Source organism: Paraburkholderia sp. (assembly GCF_047605525.1).
GTDB lineage: Bacteria > Pseudomonadota > Gammaproteobacteria > Burkholderiales > Burkholderiaceae > Paraburkholderia.
Map to the genome: position 1 here is coordinate 1 of NZ_JASGFN010000052.1, position 18,807 is coordinate 18,807.

20 protein-coding genes and 1 pseudogene are annotated in these 18,807 nt (G+C 64.6%); 9 read left to right on the forward strand and 12 right to left on the reverse strand.

The window, feature by feature from the left end:
- The first annotated feature begins 84 nt into the window (after window positions 1-84).
- Complete coding sequence (locus QM685_RS36110) at window positions 85-585, forward strand: dihydrofolate reductase (RefSeq protein ID WP_415124245.1); 501 nt, start codon at window positions 85-87, stop codon at window positions 583-585.
- A gap of 82 nt (window positions 586-667) precedes the next feature.
- On the opposite strand, the gene pmbA is transcribed toward QM685_RS36110, so the two are convergent.
- Window positions 668-2,038 carry a metalloprotease PmbA gene (gene pmbA, locus QM685_RS36115; RefSeq protein ID WP_415124209.1) on the reverse strand — a complete coding sequence of 457 codons (1,371 nt, stop codon included), beginning with the start codon at window positions 2,036-2,038 and terminating at the stop codon, window positions 668-670.
- 252 nt (window positions 2,039-2,290) lie between these two features.
- On the opposite strand from pmbA, the gene yjgA reads away from it, so the two are divergent.
- Both yjgA and mog read left to right on the forward strand, forming a co-directional pair.
- Window positions 2,291-2,914, forward strand: a complete 624-nt coding sequence (gene yjgA / locus QM685_RS36120) for a ribosome biogenesis factor YjgA (RefSeq protein ID WP_415124211.1) — start codon at window positions 2,291-2,293, stop codon at window positions 2,912-2,914.
- Complete coding sequence (gene mog / locus QM685_RS36125; RefSeq protein ID WP_415124213.1) at window positions 2,895-3,545, forward strand: molybdopterin adenylyltransferase; 651 nt, start codon at window positions 2,895-2,897, stop codon at window positions 3,543-3,545. Before yjgA ends, mog begins: the two co-directional genes overlap by 20 nt.
- 54 nt (window positions 3,546-3,599) lie before the next feature.
- Here mog and orn read toward each other — a convergent pair whose 3' ends face one another.
- Entirely contained in the window at window positions 3,600-4,217 is a 618-nt protein-coding gene (gene orn, locus QM685_RS36130) for an oligoribonuclease (protein ID WP_415124215.1), read from the reverse strand.
- Between the two features lie 196 nt (window positions 4,218-4,413).
- On the opposite strand from orn, the gene QM685_RS36135 reads away from it, so the two are divergent.
- Genes QM685_RS36135 through QM685_RS36145 form a run of 3 tightly spaced genes read left to right on the forward strand, consistent with a single transcriptional unit; the run spans window position 4,414 to window position 6,978 of the window.
- Complete coding sequence (locus QM685_RS36135; RefSeq protein WP_415124217.1) at window positions 4,414-5,673, forward strand: M48 family metallopeptidase; 1,260 nt, start codon at window positions 4,414-4,416, stop codon at window positions 5,671-5,673.
- Entirely contained in the window at window positions 5,670-6,656 is a 987-nt protein-coding gene (gene rsgA / locus QM685_RS36140) for a ribosome small subunit-dependent GTPase A (RefSeq protein ID WP_415124219.1), read from the forward strand. Before QM685_RS36135 ends, rsgA begins: the two co-directional genes overlap by 4 nt.
- Before the next feature lies 1 nt (window position 6,657).
- Window positions 6,658-6,978, forward strand: a complete 321-nt coding sequence (locus QM685_RS36145; protein ID WP_415124221.1) for a putative signal transducing protein — start codon at window positions 6,658-6,660, stop codon at window positions 6,976-6,978.
- 14 nt (window positions 6,979-6,992) lie between these two features.
- Here QM685_RS36145 and QM685_RS36150 read toward each other — a convergent pair whose 3' ends face one another.
- The 6 genes from QM685_RS36150 to rpsP all read right to left on the reverse strand — a co-directional run bounded on the left by QM685_RS36150 (window position 6,993) and on the right by rpsP (window position 11,383).
- Window positions 6,993-7,931 (reverse strand): CobD/CbiB family protein, encoded by a 939-nt coding sequence (locus QM685_RS36150; protein WP_415124223.1) that lies wholly within the window; start codon window positions 7,929-7,931, stop codon window positions 6,993-6,995.
- 141 nt (window positions 7,932-8,072) lie between these two features.
- Window positions 8,073-8,846, reverse strand: coding sequence for an NUDIX hydrolase (locus tag QM685_RS36155; RefSeq protein WP_415124225.1), 774 nt, complete (start codon window positions 8,844-8,846; stop codon window positions 8,073-8,075).
- An 87-nt stretch (window positions 8,847-8,933) separates the two neighbouring features.
- Window positions 8,934-9,320, reverse strand: coding sequence for a 50S ribosomal protein L19 (gene rplS, locus QM685_RS36160; RefSeq protein WP_415124227.1), 387 nt, complete (start codon window positions 9,318-9,320; stop codon window positions 8,934-8,936).
- A gap of 166 nt (window positions 9,321-9,486) precedes the next feature.
- Entirely contained in the window at window positions 9,487-10,254 is a 768-nt protein-coding gene (trmD, locus tag QM685_RS36165) for a tRNA (guanosine(37)-N1)-methyltransferase TrmD (protein ID WP_415124229.1), read from the reverse strand.
- Between the two features lie 25 nt (window positions 10,255-10,279).
- Entirely contained in the window at window positions 10,280-11,005 is a 726-nt protein-coding gene (gene rimM / locus QM685_RS36170) for a ribosome maturation factor RimM (RefSeq protein WP_415124231.1), read from the reverse strand.
- A 123-nt stretch (window positions 11,006-11,128) separates the two neighbouring features.
- Complete coding sequence (gene rpsP / locus QM685_RS36175; protein WP_013090118.1) at window positions 11,129-11,383, reverse strand: 30S ribosomal protein S16; 255 nt, start codon at window positions 11,381-11,383, stop codon at window positions 11,129-11,131.
- A 181-nt stretch (window positions 11,384-11,564) separates the two neighbouring features.
- On the opposite strand from rpsP, the gene QM685_RS36180 reads away from it, so the two are divergent.
- Both QM685_RS36180 and QM685_RS36185 read left to right on the forward strand, forming a co-directional pair.
- A complete protein-coding gene (locus QM685_RS36180; protein ID WP_415124233.1) occupies window positions 11,565-12,749 on the forward strand; it encodes a PQQ-dependent sugar dehydrogenase in 1,185 nt (394 codons plus the stop codon).
- A 177-nt stretch (window positions 12,750-12,926) separates the two neighbouring features.
- A complete protein-coding gene (locus QM685_RS36185) occupies window positions 12,927-13,394 on the forward strand; it encodes an NINE protein (RefSeq protein WP_415124235.1) in 468 nt (155 codons plus the stop codon).
- 34 nt (window positions 13,395-13,428) lie between these two features.
- On the opposite strand, the gene QM685_RS36190 is transcribed toward QM685_RS36185, so the two are convergent.
- Entirely contained in the window at window positions 13,429-14,577 is a 1,149-nt protein-coding gene (locus tag QM685_RS36190) for a PA0069 family radical SAM protein (RefSeq protein ID WP_415124237.1), read from the reverse strand.
- A 147-nt stretch (window positions 14,578-14,724) separates the two neighbouring features.
- The gene (locus QM685_RS36195; RefSeq protein ID WP_415124239.1) at window positions 14,725-15,213 is read right to left on the reverse strand and encodes an Lrp/AsnC ligand binding domain-containing protein; all 489 of its coding nucleotides are present in this window, start codon (window positions 15,211-15,213) and stop codon (window positions 14,725-14,727) included.
- Window positions 15,214-15,393: 180 nt separating this feature from the next.
- Here QM685_RS36195 and QM685_RS36200 point away from each other — a divergent pair, with 180 nt between their 5' ends.
- Window positions 15,394-16,680 (forward strand): D-amino acid dehydrogenase, encoded by a 1,287-nt coding sequence (locus QM685_RS36200; RefSeq protein WP_415124241.1) that lies wholly within the window; start codon window positions 15,394-15,396, stop codon window positions 16,678-16,680.
- A 116-nt stretch (window positions 16,681-16,796) separates the two neighbouring features.
- Here QM685_RS36200 and QM685_RS36205 read toward each other — a convergent pair whose 3' ends face one another.
- Window positions 16,797-18,587: an acyl-CoA dehydrogenase gene (locus tag QM685_RS36205; protein ID WP_415124243.1), complete on the reverse strand. Its 1,791-nt coding sequence runs from the start codon at window positions 18,585-18,587 to the stop codon at window positions 16,797-16,799.
- A 118-nt stretch (window positions 18,588-18,705) separates the two neighbouring features.
- Window positions 18,706-18,807 (reverse strand): annotated as a pseudogene (locus tag QM685_RS36210) (electron transfer flavoprotein subunit alpha/FixB family protein); the annotation flags it as partial.

Below are 18,807 nucleotides of genomic sequence, written 5' to 3' on the forward strand. Positions count from 1 at the left end.
GCGCGGCCCCGGCCCACGCCGCGCGCGGCGGCGCGCGCCGGCGCGTCGGGTAGAATCACCCGGTTACCCTCCTCTTTCCATTCGATGACGACGCTCACCCTGATCGTCGCTCGCGCCAGCAACGGCGTGATCGGCCGCGACAACGAGTTGCCCTGGCGACTGCCCGAAGACCTCAGGTTCTTCAAGCGCACGACGATGGGCGCGCCCATCATCATGGGCCGCAAAACGCACGAATCGATCGGCCGGCCGTTGCCGGGACGCCGCAATATCGTCGTGACACGCGACGCCGCGCGGCGCTTTCAGGGCTGCGACACCGCCACCAACCTCGACGACGCGCTGCGCCTCGCCGCGCAGGATCAGGCGCCGCAAGCGTTTCTGATCGGCGGCGCGCAGTTGTACGAGGAGGGGCTGCGCCACGCGGACAAGCTGATCGTCACCGAGATCGCCGCCGACTTCGACGGCGACGCGACCTTCCCCGCGATCGACAGGAACGTGTGGGAGGAAATCGCGCGCGAGGCGCATCACTCGAACGCGCCGAACGATTTCGACTATGCGTTCGTCACGTATCAGCGTAGGGACGTCTGAGGGCTGTGTCGCCGGGCCTCGTCCGCCGGCCCGGCGCATGCAATGAAAAACGCCGCGCAACCCGTCGCGCTGATCGTCCTGCTTACTGGCCCGCGATCGTCATTTTTTCGATCAGCACCGAGCCGATCTGCTTCGTGCCGCGCGTGATCGTATCCGCGCCGATCGCGACGATATGGCGAAACATCTCCTGCAGCGTGCTCGCGACCGTGATTTCCTCGACCGGGTACTGGATCTTGCCGTTCTCGACCCAGAAGCCCGACGCGCCGCGCGAATAGTCGCCGGTCACGTAGTTGACACCCTGCCCCATCAGCTCGGTCAGCAGCAGACCCGTGCCGAGCTTCTTCAGCATCGCCTCGAAGTCGTCTTCCGGGCGCGTGTTCGCGCTGAGCAGCGACAGGTTGTGCGAGCCGCCCGCGTTGCCGGTCGTCTGCATGCCGAGTTTGCGCGCCGAATAGGTCGACAGGAAATAGCCCTCGACCACGCCATCCTTCACGACCGAGCGCTGCCGCGTGCGCACGCCTTCCTCGTCGAACGGCGCGCTGCCCATCGCGCGCGCGATATGCGGGTCTTCGACGATCTGCACGTGCGGCGCGAACACCGGCTTGCCGAGACTGTCGACGAGAAACGACGTCTTGCGATACAGCGCGCCGCCGCTCGTCGCCTGCACGAACGCGCCGAGCAGCCCCGCCGCGAGCGGCGCCTCGAACAGCACCGGCACCTTGCGCGTGTCGAGACCGCGCGCGCCGATGCGCGCGAGCGCGCGCTGCGCGGCATAACGCCCGACCGCTTCGGGATCGGCCAGTTCGGATGCGCTGCGCGTCGACGTGTACCAGTCGTCGCGCTGCATGTTGCGGCCGCTGCCGGCGATCGGCGCGCACGCGATGTAGTGGCGCGAATACGGATAGCCAGCGAGGAAGCCGCGCGAGGTCGCAAGCACGAACTGCGAGTGCTGCGCCGACACGCTCGCGCCTTCCGAATTCCTGATCTGCGGATCGGTTGCGAACGCGGCGTCTTCGGCGCGGCGCGCGATTTCCACCGCTTCGTCGGCGGACAGATTCCACGGGTGATACAGATCGAGGTCGCGCGGCGCGGTTTCGAGCAGTTCGGCTTCGGCGAGACCCGCGCAATCGTCTTCCGCGGTGAAGCGCGCGATGTTGTAGGCCGCCGCGACCGTGTCCTTCAGCGCCTGCGGCGAGAAGTCCGACGTGCTCGCGTTGCCGCGCTTGTTGCCGATGAACACCGTCACGCCGACCATCTTGTCGCGGTTGTGCTCGATCGTCTCGACTTCGCCGCGCCGCACGGACACGGACAGCCCGTCGCCCTCGGAGATTTCGGTTGCGGCGTCGGTGCCGCCCAGCGCCTTCGCGTGACGGAGGATGTCCGAGGCGATTTCCTTCAGTTCATCCTGGGTATGCGGAAAAAAGCGCTGCTTGACGTCCATGTCTGCTGCCATTGTCGTTGCCGTCCTGTTCGGGGCCGCGCGGCCCTGGGTATGCGCACCGTGCTCGCCCAATGCCACGCGAAAGCGTGCGCATGGACGCATGAGTGCGGAATAAATGCACCCCGCGATCATAGCAAGGTACGCGGCGCCGTACCTGGCATTCGCGACGCGCTGCGCGGGCCTCGCGCAGCGGCGGAACGAAGCCGCTCGAACCGGCTCGGATCGGCTCGAGCCGGGCTGGCGCGGCACGTTACAATACGCGCCATGACACGCAAAACCCGCATTCAACCCATCGAATCCGTCGTGACGGAAGTCGACGAAAATGGCTACGACCGTCCGAGCAAGTCCCAGGTCAAGCGCGAAATGCAGGCGCTGCAGGACCTGGGCGCGGAGCTGGTCGCGCTGCCCAAGGACGCGCTCAAGCGCATGCCGATGCCCGAGAAGCTCGACGAAGCCGTGCGCGAGGCGCGCCGCATCACCGATCACGAAGGCAAGCGCCGCCAGATCCAGTACGTCGGCCGCGTGATGCGCGCGCTGCTGGACACGGAAACCGCCGCCCTGCGCACCGCACTCGACACCTACAAGGGCATCAACAAGGCGGAAACGGCGAAGCTTCACTGGATCGAGCGCACCCGCGAGAAACTGCTCGCCGACGACGCCGCGCTGACCGAATTCATCCGCCAGCATCCGGGCGCCGATCCGCAGCAGGGCCGCACGCTGATCCGCAACGCGCGCAGGGAAGCGCAGCAGGGCAAGCCGCCGCGCTACTTCCGCGAACTGTTCCAGTGGATCAAGACCGCGGCCGGCGCGGACGAAGCCGATGCCGACGACGACGCGCATGACGCCGACCTTGCCCCGGAAGACGACGATGACGACCGCGACGCCTGAGCAACGCAAGCAGCGTAACCATCCCGACGAAATCGTGATCGGCCTCGTGTCGATCAGCGACCGCGCGTCGACCGGTGTGTACGAGGACAAGGGCATTCCGGCGCTACAGGAATGGCTGGGCGCGGCGCTCACGTCGCCGTGGCAGGTCGTCACGCGGCTGATTCAGGACGACGCGCCGACCATTTCCGCAACGCTGATCGAACTGGTCGACGAGGTCGGTTGCGATCTGGTGCTGACGACGGGCGGCACGGGCCCGTCGCGCCGCGACGTGACGCCGGAGGCGACGCTCGCGGTCGCGACGAAGGAAATGCCCGGTTTCGGCGAGCAGATGCGGCAGATCAGCCTGAATTTCGTACCGACCGCGATCCTGTCGCGCCAGGTGGCGGTGATCCGCGAAACGGCCGGGCACGCCGCGCTGATCATCAACCTGCCGGGTCAGCCGAAATCGATCCGGGAAACGCTCGAAGGTCTGCGCGCTGCCAACGAGGGCAACGTGCTCGAAGTGCCGGGGATTTTCGCGGCGGTGCCCTACTGCATCGACCTGATCGGCGGTCCGTACGTGGAAACCAACGCCGACGTGGTCAAGGCGTTCCGGCCGAAGAGCGCGGTGCGCGCTCCGCGGCAGGCTTAGGGGCTGACGGGTTCAGGGCCTCGGGTTAGGGTCCCGTCACGCGGGCGCTGGCGTTTATTCGCCGCTCGCGGCGGCGTCCGGCGCCGGCTGCGACGGTACGAGGAAATGCTCGCGGTAATACTTCAGTTCGTCGATCGACTCGTGGATGTCGGCCAGCGCGGTGTGCATCGCGCGCTTCTGGAAGCCCTTGTAGATGGCCGGCTGCCAGCGGCGGCACAGCTCCTTCAGCGTGCTCACATCGAGGTTGCGGTAGTGGAAGAAACGCTCCAGTTCCGGCATCCAGCGCGCCATGAAGCGGCGGTCCTGGCAGATCGAGTTGCCGCACATCGGCGATTTGCCGGGCGGCACGTACTGGGCGAGGAATTCGCGGATCTGTCCGGTGGCATCGGCCTCGCTGACCGTCGACGCCTTCACGCGCCCGATCAGTCCCGAGCGGCCATGCGTGTTCTGGTTCCACTCGTCCATTTTCGCGAGCGTCTCGTCGCTCTGATGAATCGCGAGCACCGGGCCTTCGACCATTCTGTCGAGCGTCGAATTCGTCACCACCACCGCAATTTCGATGATGCGGTCGGTGTCGGGTTCGAGCCCGGTCATTTCCATGTCGAGCCAGATGAGATTCATGTCGCTGCGCACGAGCGGCGGCGGTTCGGCGGATACGAGGATGTCAGTCATGAAGGCAACCCTGAGGGCCGGGCGCCGGGCTTCGCTGGAAGCCCGCGCGCCGCGGCGCGTGTTCGTTTGAAATAGATTCGCGGTTCGTTGGCGACCCGGCCACAGCAGCCGCTCGAGCCGTCGCCTGAACCGTATCACCCCGCCGCGAGGCGGGAAGAAACATATAATTCTCGCATAGATACCACGGAATTCCCGGATGCCTACCCTGTACTTCACCGTCCTGTTCGTCGTCGCCGTCGTGGCGATGGTCGGCACCAAACTCTGGCTCGCGTCGCGGCAGATCCGCTTCGTCGCCGCCCACCGCGAACAGGTGCCGAGCCAGTTCGCGAACACCATCGCGCTCACCGCGCATCAGCGCGCGGCCGACTACACCGTCGAGCGCACGCGGCTCGCGATGATCGAGATCGTCGTCGGCGCGGCCGTGCTGATCTGGCTCACGCTGCTCGGCGGCGTGCAGACGCTCGATCTCGCGATCTCCGACTGGCTCGGCCGCGGCTACGTCGGCCAGATCGCGCTCGTCGCCGCCGTGATCGCGATCACGAGCGCGATCGACCTGCCGTTCGACTACTACCGGCAATTCGTCGTCGAGCAACGCTTCGGCTTCAACCGCATGAGCAGGCGCCTGTTCTTCCTCGACCGCCTGAAGGGCGTGCTGCTCGGCGTCGCCTTCGGTCTGCCGCTCCTGTTCGTCGTGCTGTGGCTGATGAACCGCGCCGGCGACCTGTGGTGGCTGTGGGCGTGGGTCGTGTGGGTCGCGTTCCAGATGTTCGGCCTGTTGATTTTCCCGACCTTCATCGCGCCGCTCTTCAACAAGTTCGAGCCGCTGAAGGACGAAGCGCTCGTCGGCCGCATCGAGGCGCTGATGAAGCGCTGCGGCTTCGCCGCGAAGGGCCTGTTCGTGATGGACGGCAGCCGCCGCTCGGCGCACGGCAACGCGTACTTCACCGGCTTCGGCGCAAGCAAGCGCATCGTGTTCTTCGACACGCTGCTCGCGCGCCTGTCGGGCCGCGAGATCGAAGCGGTGCTCGCGCACGAGCTCGGCCACTTCAAGCGCCGCCATGTGCTGAAGCGCATGCTCGTCACGTTCACGATCAGCCTCGCGATGCTCGCGCTGCTCGGCTGGCTGTCGCAGTGCGTATGGTTTTACGAGGGGCTGGGCGTGCGGCCGTCGCTCATCGGCGGCAATAGCGGGCTCGCGCTCGTGCTGTTCTTCCTCGCGCTGCCGGTGTTCATGTTCTTCGTCACGCCGCTCGGCAGCCTGAGCTCGCGCAAACATGAATTCGAAGCCGACGCGTTCGCGGCGACGCAGACCGACGCACAGGATCTCGTCAACGCGCTCGTCAAGCTGTACGAGGACAATGCGTCGACGCTGACGCCCGATCCGCTCTATACCGCGTTCTACTACTCGCATCCGCCGGCCTCGCAGCGGATCGACCGACTGTTGCGGCACGCATGAGCGGCCGCACCCCGAAGAAAACGCCGCGCGCACAAGCCGCCACGTCCGGCGCGCACGGCGCGCGCACGGGCGGTCTCGTAGTGGCCGCGCATGGCCGCCATTATCTGGTCGCGCCCGAGGACGGCGGTGCGCTGCTGCAATGCTTTCCGCGCGGCAAGCGTAGCGAGGTGGCGGTCGGCGATCGCGTGCTCTATGAGCCGACTTCGGCGGATCAGGGTGTGATCGTCGAGATCGGCGAGCGGCGCAACCTGCTGTATCGCTCGGATCAGTACAAGTCGAAGCTGTTCGCCGCCAATCTCGACCAGTTGCTGATCGTGCTCGCGACCGAGCCGCATTTCAGCGAGGATCTGCTCGGCCGCGCGCTCGTCGCCGCCGAGGCGAACGAGCTGAAGCCCCTGATCGTATTGAACAAGATCGACGTGACCGACGCTCTGGACGGCGCGCGCAAACGGCTCGAACCGTATCGCGCGCTTGGCTATCCGGTGCTGGAAGTGTCGATCCGGATGCAGCCCGACGCGGCGCGCGCCGCGCTGAGCGAACCTCTGCGCGCTCACGCGACGCTGCTGCTCGGCCAGTCCGGCATGGGCAAGTCGACGCTCGTGAACCTGCTGATTCCGGATGCCGACATCGCGACCCGCGAGATCTCGACCGCGTTGAACAGCGGGCGTCATACCACGACGTTCACGCGTCTTTATCCGCTGCCGGGGCCGGACGGCACGGCCAGCGTGAATGGCGCGGCCGGTGCGTTGATCGATTCGCCGGGCTTCCAGGAGTTCGGCCTGCACCACCTGACCGAAGGCAAGCTCGAACGCGCGTTCCCCGAGTTCCGGCCATTGCTGCCGAACTGCCGCTTTTACAATTGCCATCATCTGCACGAACCCGGCTGCGCGATTCTCGAAGCGGTCGCCGACGGCCGCATCCGCCGCGAACGGCATGCGCTGTACGCACAGCTCGTGCACGAAGCAAGCCAGATCGTCCGCTGATATGAAGCTGATGCGCGCGCCGAATCTGATCATCGGACAGCATTGGGTCAACGTGCTCGCGACCGCGGGCATCGCGTGCGAGTTGCATAACCGCTATCTGAACGGCGCGCTCGGCGAGATTCCGGCCGATCAGTGCGCACCGGAATTGTGGCTCGTCGACGAACGCGATGAGGCGATCGCGCGGCGTTTGATCGAAGCGGCATCGCGAGGACCGGCGCCAGGCGAGCCGGGCTGGCGGTGTCAGCAGTGCGGCGAGATGCTCGAAGCGCAGTTCACCGTGTGCTGGCAGTGCGGGACCGCGAGAGATCCGCTGAAGGGGTGACGCGGCACGTCACATCAAGCGAGCCACACCGCGATGGTCAGCATCAGCAACAGGATCATCCACAGGATGACCGCGCGCCACACGAGACCCACCGCCGATTGCAGCGTACGCGGCGTGCAGTCGTCACCGACCTGCATCGGGCCGCCGTCGCCGGTCGCGAGCGCGTCGAGACTCGACGGCTCCGCGAGCGGTCCGGCGAGGCGCGCGCCAAGCGCCCCGCTGCCCGCGGCGAGCAGCACGCCGTCGTTCGCATCGGGCCACTGCCGCGCGTGATTGCGCCACGCGTAAATCGCATCCTCGAAATTGCCGACGATCGCAAAACCCAGCGACGTCAACCGCGCGGGCGCCCAGTCGATCACGAAGAACGCGCGCTGCGCGAAGCTCGAAAACGCGACGGTACGATCGTCGGCCGGCCGGGCCCACGCGCGCGCGAGATATTCGGCGCACCGGTACAGCACGGCGCCCGCGGGGCCGACCGGAATCAGGAACCAGAAGAACACGCCGAACACATGGCGGTGCGAGGCGACCACCGCGTGAATCAGCGTATGACGCACGATCTCGCTGACCGGCATGTCGACGGTATCGAGTCCGGTCCACTCGTTGAGAATTTCGCGTGCGCGCGGCACGTCGTCGTTGTTCAACGCGAGATGGATGTCGGTGAAGTAATGGCTGAACTGCCTGAAGCCGAGCGTGAAGTACAGCACCACGACGTTCCACAGGAACGCGAGCAGAAAGTGAATGTGATACAGCACGTAGTAGACGAGCGCGACCGCGAGCGTCCAGGGCACCACGACCACGAGCCATGCAAGCAGACCGTGTCGTTGCTTGCCGGCATCGAATCCGTGCGCTGCCGACTCCGCATGGTATTGAAGCAACGCGGACACCGGATTGGTCGGTGACAGTGCGCGTACCTGTTCAATGATCAGAGCCAGCAATACGGAGAAAAAAGTCATGCGATGCGCCGTGCTTTTTGAGTTTTTACGATTGTTTTATAACGATAGCACAGGGTCGGATGCGACTGAGCGCGGACGCTGACAAACCGGCGGCGACTGCGTCGTCCGCGCAACTTCGCCGGCTCGACGCGCCCAGTCGACTCATGCGGCGAGGAAACGATAGAGGTTGCGCAGCATCGCAGCCGTCGCACCCCAAATGAAATGATGGCCGCCTTGAACGGCTGTTGAAGCATCTGTCTCCGCGCTTGTCTGCGTGTCGTGCGCGCTGCCGCGATGCTGCGCGCCTTCTCCGGCTTCCAGCGCTTCGCCGCGCGGATACGGCATCGCGAAGAAGCGTCGCTCGCCGCCCTCGTAGCTGAACAGACGCTCCTCGTGATTGGCCGGGTTCATCAGGAACGCGAGCGGCACCTCGAAGACCTCGGCCACTTCGAGCGTATCGATCTTCAGCGAGAACGGTGGGTGTACAAGGCCGATCACCGGCGACACGCAAAAACCGGTGCCCGTCAGATAGTCGGGCAACGCGCCGAGAATTTCCACGCGCGACGCATCGAGACCGACTTCCTCGCGCGCTTCACGCAGCGCCGTTGCGCTCGCATCCGCATCGAACGGTTCCTGACGGCCGCCGGGGAAACTCACCTGGCCGGCATGATCGTTCAGATGGTCCGCGCGCTGCGTGAGCAGCACGGTCACGCCGTGCTCGCGCACCACGAGCGGCACGAGCACCGCGGCCACGCGTGGATCGAGTTCGGTATTGCGCCACGGCGCGTCGGCGATTTTCTCGGGCGTCCAGGCAAGCCGCCGTTCGAAACGCGCCCGCAATGCATCGGGCGTAAGACGCTCGCCGGCCACCGGCGGCAAATCGGCACCCGTCGCGATGACGGGCAGGGTTTCGGGCTCAAAAACGGGGCGGATCAACGGATCTCTCAGATGAGCAGGGACATACCGCTATTTTGACCTGGCCAACAAAAAAGCACCCGCGAGGGGTGCTTTTTCTTACAGCATTTACGCTTCGGAAGCAGCGCGGCCTTTCGAGACCAGCTTTTCCTTGATTCGAGCCGACTTGCCCGAACGCTCGCGCAGATAGTACAGCTTCGCACGGCGCACATCGCCACGACGCTTGACGACGATGCTTGCCAGCAGCGGCGAATACGTCTGGAACGTACGCTCGACGCCTTCGCCCGACGAAATCTTGCGGACGATGAACGACGAATTCAGACCACGGTTACGCTTGGCGATCACGACGCCTTCGTAAGCCTGCACACGCTTGCGCGTACCTTCAACCACGTTCACGCTAACGACGACCGTGTCGCCCGGACCGAAATCGGGAATGGTCTTTTCGCCGAGAACGCGCGCGATTTCTTCCTGCTCAAGTTTTGCAATCAGATTCATCACTGACTCCTGGATCCATCTTGTCGGCGTTCGTACCTGCCTTACGCTGGTTTCCCGCGAGTTGCCCCGCTGCGCTCGGCTACGGCCCCGATAGAGGATGGGTTCACATCTGGCGCCGCACACGCATGTACGACGCCGCCTCGTGTCCGCTCGAAAGACCGGGGCCTCAGGCCTTCGGCTCTTCCTTCGCGAGACTTGCGAGCCATGCCTCGTCGGCACGGCTCAGCATTCTGTTCTTTCTGGCCTTCACGATCAGATCGGGCCGTTTGTTCAGCGTGTTGCGCAACGCTTCGCGCCGGCGCCACGCTTCGATTTCCGCATGATGGCCGCCGAGCAGCACATCGGGCACCCGCACGCCCTCGTATTCCTCGGGACGCGTGTAGTGCGGACAATCGAGCAGCACATCGACGAAACTATCCTGCACCGCCGACTGCGAATCGTTCAGCACGCCGGGCAACTGCCGTACGACGGCGTCCATCAGTGCCATCGCGGGCAGCTCGCCGCCCGACAGCACGAAGTCGCCAAGACTGACTTCCTCGTCGACGACCCGGTCGAGCAGACGCTGGTCGATCGCTTCATAGCGCCCGCACAACAGGATCAAACCGGGTTCGGCCGCGAACTTCATGACGCGCTCGTGATTCAGCGTGGCGCCTTGCGGCGACATCATCACGACGCGCGGCGCGGCGATGCCCTGCTCCGCCTGCGCCGCTTTCGCGGCGCCGATCGCTTCTTCGAGCGGTCTGGCCAGCATCACCATGCCGGGGCCGCCGCCGTAAGGGCGATCGTCGATCGTACGGTAGTTGTCGGTTGTGAAATCGCGGGGATTCCACGTGCGCAACCCGTAGCGCTCCTGCTTCACAGCCCGGCTGGTGATACCCCAGTCGGTCAGCGCGCGGAACATGTCTGGAAAGAGCGTCACGACATCGAACTGCATCGCTCTCTCCATTCAACGAAAGATTTCAATAATCAGCGTCCCAGTCGACGACGATCCGCTTTGCCGCCTGGTCCACCGTTTTGACATAGACGCCGACGAACGGGATCAAGCGCTCGCCTGCGATCGGCTTGCCATTTTTGTCGGTAGCCGGATATTCGACACGCAGCACCGATTGCACACCGTTATCGATCATGCCCACGACCTTGCCGAGGTTGAGCCCGGCCAGATTCACCACATCGAGGCCGATCAGATCGACCCAGTAGAATTCGTCGGCCTCGAGAGCCGGAAATTCGCTGCGACTGATATACACGCGAGAACCGCGCAAGGCCAGCGCCGCATCGCGGTCAGCAACGCCACCCAGATGGGCAACCACACTGTCGCTATGCGTTTTGGCCTGCAAGGACGGCGCCGAACTGCGCTCCTGGCCTTTCAGCAGCCACCAGCGCTTCGCGCTCAGCAGGGCGTCGCCGCCCTGCCCGGCATCCGAGTGGGCGGACACCTTGACCCAGCCTTTGAGACCGTAAGCGTCGACGATTGCGCCGACCTCGATTGCATCGGCCGGCCAGCCTGCCGCCGTTTCCGTGCGCATTTCCGCGGCTTCGGAAGCGACATTCGACACCGTGGCTTTCGCCTTGTCGTCGGTTCGTTCGACCGGCTTGCGGACGAATGCGCCGAACGATGCCTGACCAGACGCCTTTGTGCGCGAAACTGCTCTGGCGCGACCAGAACTGCCGGAATCACGCTCAGCCATGAGATAACCTCGAAGACAGCTTCGCAGCCAGCGTTGGCGTCTGCTTCAGTAAAACAATGTGCGGATCGGACTGCTCACGCAAGCTGCGCAAGCCGCCGGCGATACGCATGCGAGCCGCCATTATCAAGCAGCCGGTTGCGCCTTTTGCGCTTCCTTCACGAGACGCTCGACGGTCGGCGACAGTTGCGCGCCAACGCCTTGCCAGTACGTCAGGCGGTCCTGAGCGATACGCAGGGATTCGCCCTTCGTAGCGACCGGGTTGTAGAAGCCGACGCGCTCGATGAAGCGGCCGTCACGACGGCTGCGCGAGTCGGTGGCGACGATGTTGTAGAACGGGCGCTTCTTGGAGCCGCCACGAGCCAAGCGGATGATGACCATACTAGAATCCTTGAAAACCGGGGTTCGGAACGACTGAAACACGCGATTATAGCGGGAAACTGACGCCATAACAAACACTTACCGGGATAAACTGGGCGACGTTGCTGCGTCGGTCGCCCGCAAAGGCTCGCGAACCCGCCCAAGCACTCGCCCAACGCCCGAATTATCTGAAGGAGCGTCCGTGAAACGCCTGCCGCCCACTCCGTTTCTGCCCGCTTTTTTTGACTTTTTCGTGCGCTTTGCCGGATTTGCCCGAACGGCGCGAAGCCGGATTCTACGTGTGACGGCCGTCATATTGATGGCCACGCATGCGCTAACAGCAACCGCCGCGCTGCCCGTCGAGAAAATCAAACTGCCGCCCGGCTTTCATCTCGAAGTGCTGTCGGAAGAAGTGCCGAGTGCACGCGCGATGACGCTTTCGCCGAAGGGCATTCTTTATACAGGCAGTCTCGACGGGCACGTCTACGCACTCGAATTGCAAAACGGCCGCGTGGCGGGCCGCCACGTGATCGCCTCCGGACTGCAGATGCCAGTGGGCGTGGCGTGGCACGACGGCGCGCTGTATGTGTCCGCCGTGTCGAAAATTGTGCGCTTCGATGCGATCGACTCCCATCTTGGCGATCCGCCGAAGCCGGTCACCATCACCGACCAGTTGCCCACCGAAACGCATCACGGCTGGAAATTCATCGCGTTTGGACCTGATGGCAAGCTCTATGTGCCGCAGGGCGCGCCGTGCAATGTCTGCGAAAGGGACCGGGACCGGTTTGCGCTGATCGGCCGCATGAACCCGGACGGCAGCCACTATGAGGTCGTCGCGCGCGGCATCCGCAATTCGGTCGGTTTCGCGTGGCATCCGGTCACGCACGAACTGTGGTTCACCGACAATGGCCGCGACCTGCTCGGCGACGACATCCCGAGCGACAAGCTCAACCGCGCGCCACATGCTGGAATGGATTTCGGTTTTCCTTACTGCCACGGCGGCGATATACCCGACCCCGAATTCGGCAAGGACCATCCATGCAGCGGGTTCACGCCGCCGGTCGTCAAACTCGGCGCGCACGTGGCGGCGCTCGGCATGCGCTTTTACGACGGGCCGATGTTCCCCGCCGATTACCGTAATAACGTCTTCATCGCCGAGCATGGCTCGTGGAACCGCAGCAAGAAAGTCGGCTACCGGGTCGTGCGCGTGATCGCCGATCCGGACGGCAGCCACGTACGCCAGGAAGTCTTCGCGGAAGGCTGGCTGCAACCCGGCGAGGCGGTATGGGGCCGCCCGGCCGACGTGCTGCCGCTGCCCGACGGATCGCTGCTGATCAGCGACGATTACGCCGGCGCGATCTATCGCGTCACGTATTCGGCGCCCTAGCGCGCCTGGACGCCACGGGTGTGGCCGCCGCGAACGCCCAACCCCGCCGCACCCGCCTTCACTGACTGCGCTTACCCGCAACATGACCACCAACGCGCGGCGGGCGTAGAATGCGCGTCGGCCCACGCTACGCCGCGCACCGCTCTTTTCGACCGCCTGTCACCTGTCCACGCGTTTATGTCCACCGTTACCCCGACTTCCCCGCGCTTCAGATCCAAGACGATTACCGCCGCGCTAGCGTTCCTCTTCGGCAGCCTCGGTGCCCACCGCTTCTATCTGTACGGCACACGGGACATCTACGGCTGGGCTCATCTGATTGGCACGCTGATCGGCATTCCCGGCGTGATGCTGCTCGTGGCCACCGAACGCGCGTCGATACTGGGCTGGGTGCTCGCCTCCATCGGCGCCGTTTCACTGTTCGCCGCGTTCCTCGCCGCGCTCGTCTACGGACTGCGTCCCGATCAGAAGTGGGACGCGCAGTTCAACGCGCACACACAGCGCAAAAGCCGCTCTGGCTGGACGGTCGTCTTCGTCGTCATCTTTTCGCTGCTGTTCGGCGCGTTCCTGCTGATGACGGGGCTCGCGCTCGCTTTCCAGACCTACTTCGAAAGTCAGGTGGAAGCAGCCAAGGCAATTTCGCAGTAACGCGCTGCGCGAAATGCCGGCGGCATGAGCAGCGCTAAAAAAGCCTCAGTTGCGGATCGTCGCGCGCCGAAGCCGGGTCCGCCCCTCGTGACGGCTCGATCCGCCGAAAGTGCGACATATCGAGGATCCCGCGGTCGCGCTCGTTCAATCCCAGACGGCGCACGGCGTTGTGAAAACGCTGCCTGAGCAGGTCCGCCCATAGGCCCTCCCCCTTCATGCGAGTCGAAAACGACGAGTCGTAGTCCTTGCCGCCTCGCATATCGCGCACGCGGCTCATGACGCGATCGGCCCGATCCGGAAAATGCGCAGTGAGCCAGTCCTTGAATAGCGGCGCGACTTCCCACGGCAGCCGCAGCACGATATAGCTGGCGTTGCTCGCGCCGGCCTCCGCGCAGGCTTCGAGCACGCGCTCCATGTCCGGTTCAGTGACGAACGGGATGACCGGCGCGATGCTGACCCCGACCGGAATGCCCGCCTCGCTAAGCGTACGGATAGCACGCAGCCGGCGCGACGGCGTAGCCGCGCGCGGTTCGAGCGTACGCGCGATGTCGGCGTCGAGCGTGGTGATCGTGATGGCCGCCATGAACTGCCCGCGCGCGGCCATCGGCGCAAGCAGGTCGATGTCGCGCTCGATCAGCGACGATTTGGTGATGGCCGCAAACGGCTGATTGCGTTCGCTGAGCACTTCGATCACGCGACGCGTGAGGCGCAGATCGCGCTCGGCTGGTTGCCACGCATCGGTGGCGACGCCGAGCGCGATGGGCTCCGGCATGTACGACTTCTTCGACAGCTCCTTCTCGAGCAGCTCCGGCGCATTGATCTTCGCGTAGATACGGCTTTCGAAATCGAGCCCCGGTGACAGACCCAGATAGCTGTGCGTGGGCCGCGCGAAGCAATAGATACAGCCATGCTCGCAGCCTCGATAAGGATTCAGCGACACGCTGAACGGGATATCAGGCGACGCATTGCGCGCGAGGATCGTCTTCGCGCGTTCCTCGAACACCTGCGTGCGCAAGACCTTCGGCTCGCCATTTTCATCGGCCATGCGCCAGCCGTCGTCGACGGCTTCGCGCTGGTCGACTTCGTAGCGGCCTTGCAGGTTCGTCACCGCCCCGCGCCCCTTACGAGGCACGGGTGGCGAGATCGGAAATTCTGGAACGGAGGAGGTATCGGGATCATTCACGGCGAGAGCACGCACGCACAGGGACAACAAACAAAAAGGCGCAAAATACCTGTATAAATATACAGTGTTTACGCCGTTTGTCGAGCCCGTGCCTGCCGCCGAACCTCATCGGTCACAGCCGCTGCCACACCTGCTATTAGCTCCCCGTTATTCCCCTACCGGGATCGTCAACGTCTCCTTGATCTCCTCCATCACGACATAGCTCTTCGACTGCACCGCTCCCGGCAGTTGCAGCAGGATGTCGCCGAGCAGTTTGCGGTAGTCGGCCATTTCGCCGATGCGCGCCTTGATCAGATAGTCGAAATCGCCCGACACGAGGTGGCATTCGAGCACTTCAGGAATCTTCTGCACTTCCCGCCGGAACTGGTCGAACATGTTGCCGCTCTTGTGGTCGAGCGTGATCTCGACGAACACCAGCAGCGCCGCGCCAAGCTCGGCCGGATTCACGCGCGCGTAGTAGCCGGTGATCACGCCGTCGCGCTCCATCCGCTTGACCCGCTCGATGCAAGGCGTCACCGACAGCCCGACCTGCTCCGCGAGGTCCTTCATCGCCATCCGGCCGTCCTGCTGCAACAGCCGCAGAATCTTGTGATCCAGCTTGTCGAGGGCCCGCATGGGCTGGCGCTGTGTACGCATGGTGTTTTTGCTGAAAATTATGAAAATACAATAACAAAACCTGCCTGATTGTTAATAGTATAGCGGCTAACACTGGGCAAACCGCATATCACCGCGTGTTACAGCTTGTCGAGTCGAATCCAGTCGAATCCGACGGCGAGCGTCCTGCCCTCACCCCCTTTCTGAATACCTGGAGCAGCTATGCGAGTCGTCGTTTTGGGCAGTGGCGTCGTTGGCGTGACAAGCGCGTATTACCTCGCGCGCGCCGGTCACGAAGTGACCGTCATCGATCGCGAGGCCGGCCCGGCGCTCGAAACCAGCTTCGCCAACGCGGGCCAGATCTCGCCGGGCTATGCGTCGCCGTGGGCCGCGCCGGGCGTGCCGCTGAAGGCCGTCAAGTGGATGTTCCAGAAGCATGCGCCGCTCGCGATCCGTCTCGACGGCACGACCTTTCAGTTGCAATGGATGTGGCAGATGCTGCAGAACTGCACGGCGCCGCGCTATGCGGTGAACAAGGGTCGCATGGTGCGGCTCGCCGAATACAGCCGCGATTGCCTGCAGGCGCTGCGCGCCGACACCGGCATCCAGTACGAAGGACGCACCGGCGGCACGCTACAGGTATTCCGCACGCAGCAGCAGTTCGACGGCGCCGCGAAAGACATCGCCGTGCTGCAGGAAGCGAACGTGCCATACGAACTGCTGTCGGCGGCTGAGCTCGCGAAAGCCGAGCCGGCGCTCGCCGCGGTATCGCACAAACTGACCGGCGGCCTGCGCCTGCCCGGAGACGAAACCGGCGACTGCCAGATGTTCACGACGCGGCTCGCCGCGCTCGCCGGGGAGCTCGGCGTCAAGTTCCGCTACAACACGCCGATCGACGCGCTGGCGATGGCCGGCGATCGCATCGCCGGCGTGCATTGCGGCAATGAACTCGTGCGCGCGGACTCGTTCGTCATCGCGCTCGGTTCGTACTCGACGCGCTTCCTCGACGGTATCGTGAAGATTCCGGTCTACCCGCTGAAGGGCTATTCGATCACCGCGCCGATCGTCGACGCGGCAGCCGCGCCGGTATCGACGGTGCTCGACGAAACCTACAAGATCGCGATCACGCGCTTCGACGACCGGATTCGCGTCGGCGGCATGGCCGAGATCGTCGGGTTCGACAAATCGCTGCGCAACGCGCGCCGCGCAACGCTCGAGCTGTGTGTCAACGACCTGTTCCCGGGCGGCGGCGACACGTCGAAGGCGACGTTCTGGACCGGCCTGCGGCCGATGACACCGGACGGCACGCCGATCGTCGGCCGCACGCCGGTGGCGAACCTGTTCCTGAACACCGGCCACGGCACGCTCGGCTGGACGATGTCGTGCGGCTCGGGCCAGTTGCTCGCCGATGTGATGTCGGGCAAGCAGCCGGCGATCCGCGCGGACGACCTGTCGGTGCATCGCTATCTCGGCGAGACGACCGGCGAGCATCGGCCGGCTTATGCGTGAGTGACGGCTAGCGACCAGTACCCGCGCATGCGGTGAAACGCAGCGGCAAAAACAAACGGCGCCTCGCGAGGCGCCGTTTTCATTTCAGGCTCAGGACATCCGCCTCGAACGCGATGTCAGAACTGATCTTCCGACAAGGCCAGCACGCCCTCTGCCCCCTTCGCGCTGACGATTGCCACCTCGAGCGCCACCGCCTGCGGCAGCACGTGCTCCGCGTAGAACTGCGCGGTCGCGATCTTCGCACCGTAGAACGCGGGGTCTTCGTCGCGCCTCGCCGTGGCGGCGAGCAACGCGCGCGCCATCTGCCAGCCGCCAAGCACGATGCCCGCGAGCTTCAGATACGGCACGCTGCCGGCGAACACCGCATTCGGGTCACCCTTCGCATGCGTGACGACGAAATCGACCACGGCGCCCAGCGCGCGATGACCCTGCGCGAGCTGCGTCTTCATCGACACGAACGCCGCGCCCTGCTGCGCACCAAGCGCATCGAGCGTCTGCGCGATGCCGGCGAGCAGGTCCTTCGCGACCTTGCCGCCGTCGCGCAGCGTCTTGCGGCCGATCAGATCGTTGGCCTGAATCGCGGTCGTGCCTTCGTAGATCGGCAGAATGCGCGCGTCGCGATAGTACTGCGCGGCGCCGGTCTCCTCGATGAAGCCCATGCCGCCGTGCACCTGCACGCCGAGGCTCGCGACGTCGATCGACAGTTCGGTGCTCCAGCCCTTCACGATCGGCACCAGGTATTCGTAAATTGCCTGATGCGCGGCACGCGCCGCGTCGTCCGGATGACGATGCGCGAGATCGCAGTGAGAAGCCGCGACATACGCGAGCGCGCGCGAGGCCTCGGTGAGACTGCGCATCGTCGACAGCATGCGGCGCACGTCCGGGTGCTGGATGATCGCGACCGGCTGCTTCGCGGAGCCATCGACGGGACGGCTCTGCACCCGCTCCTTCGCATACGCGACCGCTTTCTGGTACGCGCGATCCGACACGGCGACGCCCTGCATGCCCACCGCGAAACGCGCGGCATTCATCATGATGAACATGTATTCGAGGCCGCGATTCTCTTCGCCGATCAGTTGACCGATCGCGCCGCCGTGATCGCCGAACTGCAGCACCGCGGTCGGGCTTGCCTTGATGCCGAGCTTGTGCTCGATCGACACGCAATACACGTCGTTGCGCTCGCCGGGCGAGCCGTCCTCGTTGACGAGAAACTTCGGCACGAGAAATAGCGAGATGCCCTTCACGCCCTCGGGCGCGTTAGGCGTGCGCGCGAGCACCAGATGGACGATGTTCTTCGCCATGTCATGCTCGCCCCACGTGATGAAAATCTTCGTGCCGAACAGCTTGAACGAACCATCGGCCTGCGGCTCGGCTCGCGTGCGCACCAGCGCGAGATCGGAGCCGGCCTGCGGCTCGGTCAGGTTCATCGTGCCGGTCCATTCGCCTGAGATCAGCTTCGGCACGAAGGTCTGTTTCTGCGCTTCGCTGCCGGCGGTCAGCAGCGCTTCGATCGCGCCGTCGGTCAGCAACGGACACAGCGCGAACGACAGGTTCGACGCATTCAGCATTTCGACGCACGGCGTCGCAATCAGCTTCGGCAGCCCCTGTCCTTCGTAGTCGAGCGGATGCTGCACGCCTTGCCAGCCACCCTCCGCGAACTGGCGGAACGCGTCGCGAAAACCCGGCGTCGCGGTGACGACGCCGTCCTTCCAACTGCTCGGATTGCGATCGCCTTCGACATTCAGCGGCGCGAGCACTTCGTCGCACAGCTTCGCCGACTCTTCGAGCACGGCTTGCGCCGTGTCCAGGTTCGCATCTTCGAAGCCGGGCAGCTTCGCGATTTCTTCGAGTCCGGCCAGTTCTTTCATCACGAACAGCATGTCCTTGACGGGCGCCGTATAGCTCATTTCGGTTCTCCTCCCTTGATATGAAAAAAGGGCGCGGGACTTGGTCGGTCCTGCGCCCTTCGCTTGCTGTTCAGCGGCCGGTTTTCCAGCTTGCTCTGGCTTGCCGGCGCCGCGGCGCCTAGCCGAGTTCGCTCACGAGTTCCGGCACGATGGTGAACAGATCACCGACGAGACCGTAATCCGCCACGCTGAAAATCGGCGCTTCTTCGTCCTTGTTGAT

Bases quoted from the DNA above. Each gene is read 5' to 3' on its own strand.
- QM685_RS36110 (WP_415124245.1), top strand. From the start codon at position 85: ATGACGACGCTCACCCTGATCGTCGCTCGCGCCAGCAACGGCGTGATC.
- pmbA (WP_415124209.1), bottom strand. From the start codon at position 2,038: ATGGCAGCAGACATGGACGTCAAGCAGCGCTTTTTTCCGCATACCCAG.
- yjgA (WP_415124211.1), top strand. From the start codon at position 2,291: ATGACACGCAAAACCCGCATTCAACCCATCGAATCCGTCGTGACGGAA.
- mog (WP_415124213.1), top strand. From the start codon at position 2,895: ATGACGACCGCGACGCCTGAGCAACGCAAGCAGCGTAACCATCCCGAC.
- orn (WP_415124215.1), bottom strand. From the start codon at position 4,217: ATGACTGACATCCTCGTATCCGCCGAACCGCCGCCGCTCGTGCGCAGC.
- QM685_RS36135 (WP_415124217.1), top strand. From the start codon at position 4,414: ATGCCTACCCTGTACTTCACCGTCCTGTTCGTCGTCGCCGTCGTGGCG.
- rsgA (WP_415124219.1), top strand. From the start codon at position 5,670: ATGAGCGGCCGCACCCCGAAGAAAACGCCGCGCGCACAAGCCGCCACG.
- QM685_RS36145 (WP_415124221.1), top strand. From the start codon at position 6,658: ATGAAGCTGATGCGCGCGCCGAATCTGATCATCGGACAGCATTGGGTC.
- QM685_RS36150 (WP_415124223.1), bottom strand. From the start codon at position 7,931: ATGACTTTTTTCTCCGTATTGCTGGCTCTGATCATTGAACAGGTACGC.
- rplS (WP_415124227.1), bottom strand. From the start codon at position 9,320: ATGAATCTGATTGCAAAACTTGAGCAGGAAGAAATCGCGCGCGTTCTC.
- trmD (WP_415124229.1), bottom strand. From the start codon at position 10,254: ATGCAGTTCGATGTCGTGACGCTCTTTCCAGACATGTTCCGCGCGCTG.
- rimM (WP_415124231.1), bottom strand. From the start codon at position 11,005: ATGGCTGAGCGTGATTCCGGCAGTTCTGGTCGCGCCAGAGCAGTTTCG.
- rpsP (WP_013090118.1), bottom strand. From the start codon at position 11,383: ATGGTCATCATCCGCTTGGCTCGTGGCGGCTCCAAGAAGCGCCCGTTC.
- QM685_RS36185 (WP_415124235.1), top strand. From the start codon at position 12,927: ATGTCCACCGTTACCCCGACTTCCCCGCGCTTCAGATCCAAGACGATT.
- QM685_RS36195 (WP_415124239.1), bottom strand. From the start codon at position 15,213: ATGCGTACACAGCGCCAGCCCATGCGGGCCCTCGACAAGCTGGATCAC.
- QM685_RS36200 (WP_415124241.1), top strand. From the start codon at position 15,394: ATGCGAGTCGTCGTTTTGGGCAGTGGCGTCGTTGGCGTGACAAGCGCG.
- QM685_RS36205 (WP_415124243.1), bottom strand. From the start codon at position 18,587: ATGAGCTATACGGCGCCCGTCAAGGACATGCTGTTCGTGATGAAAGAA.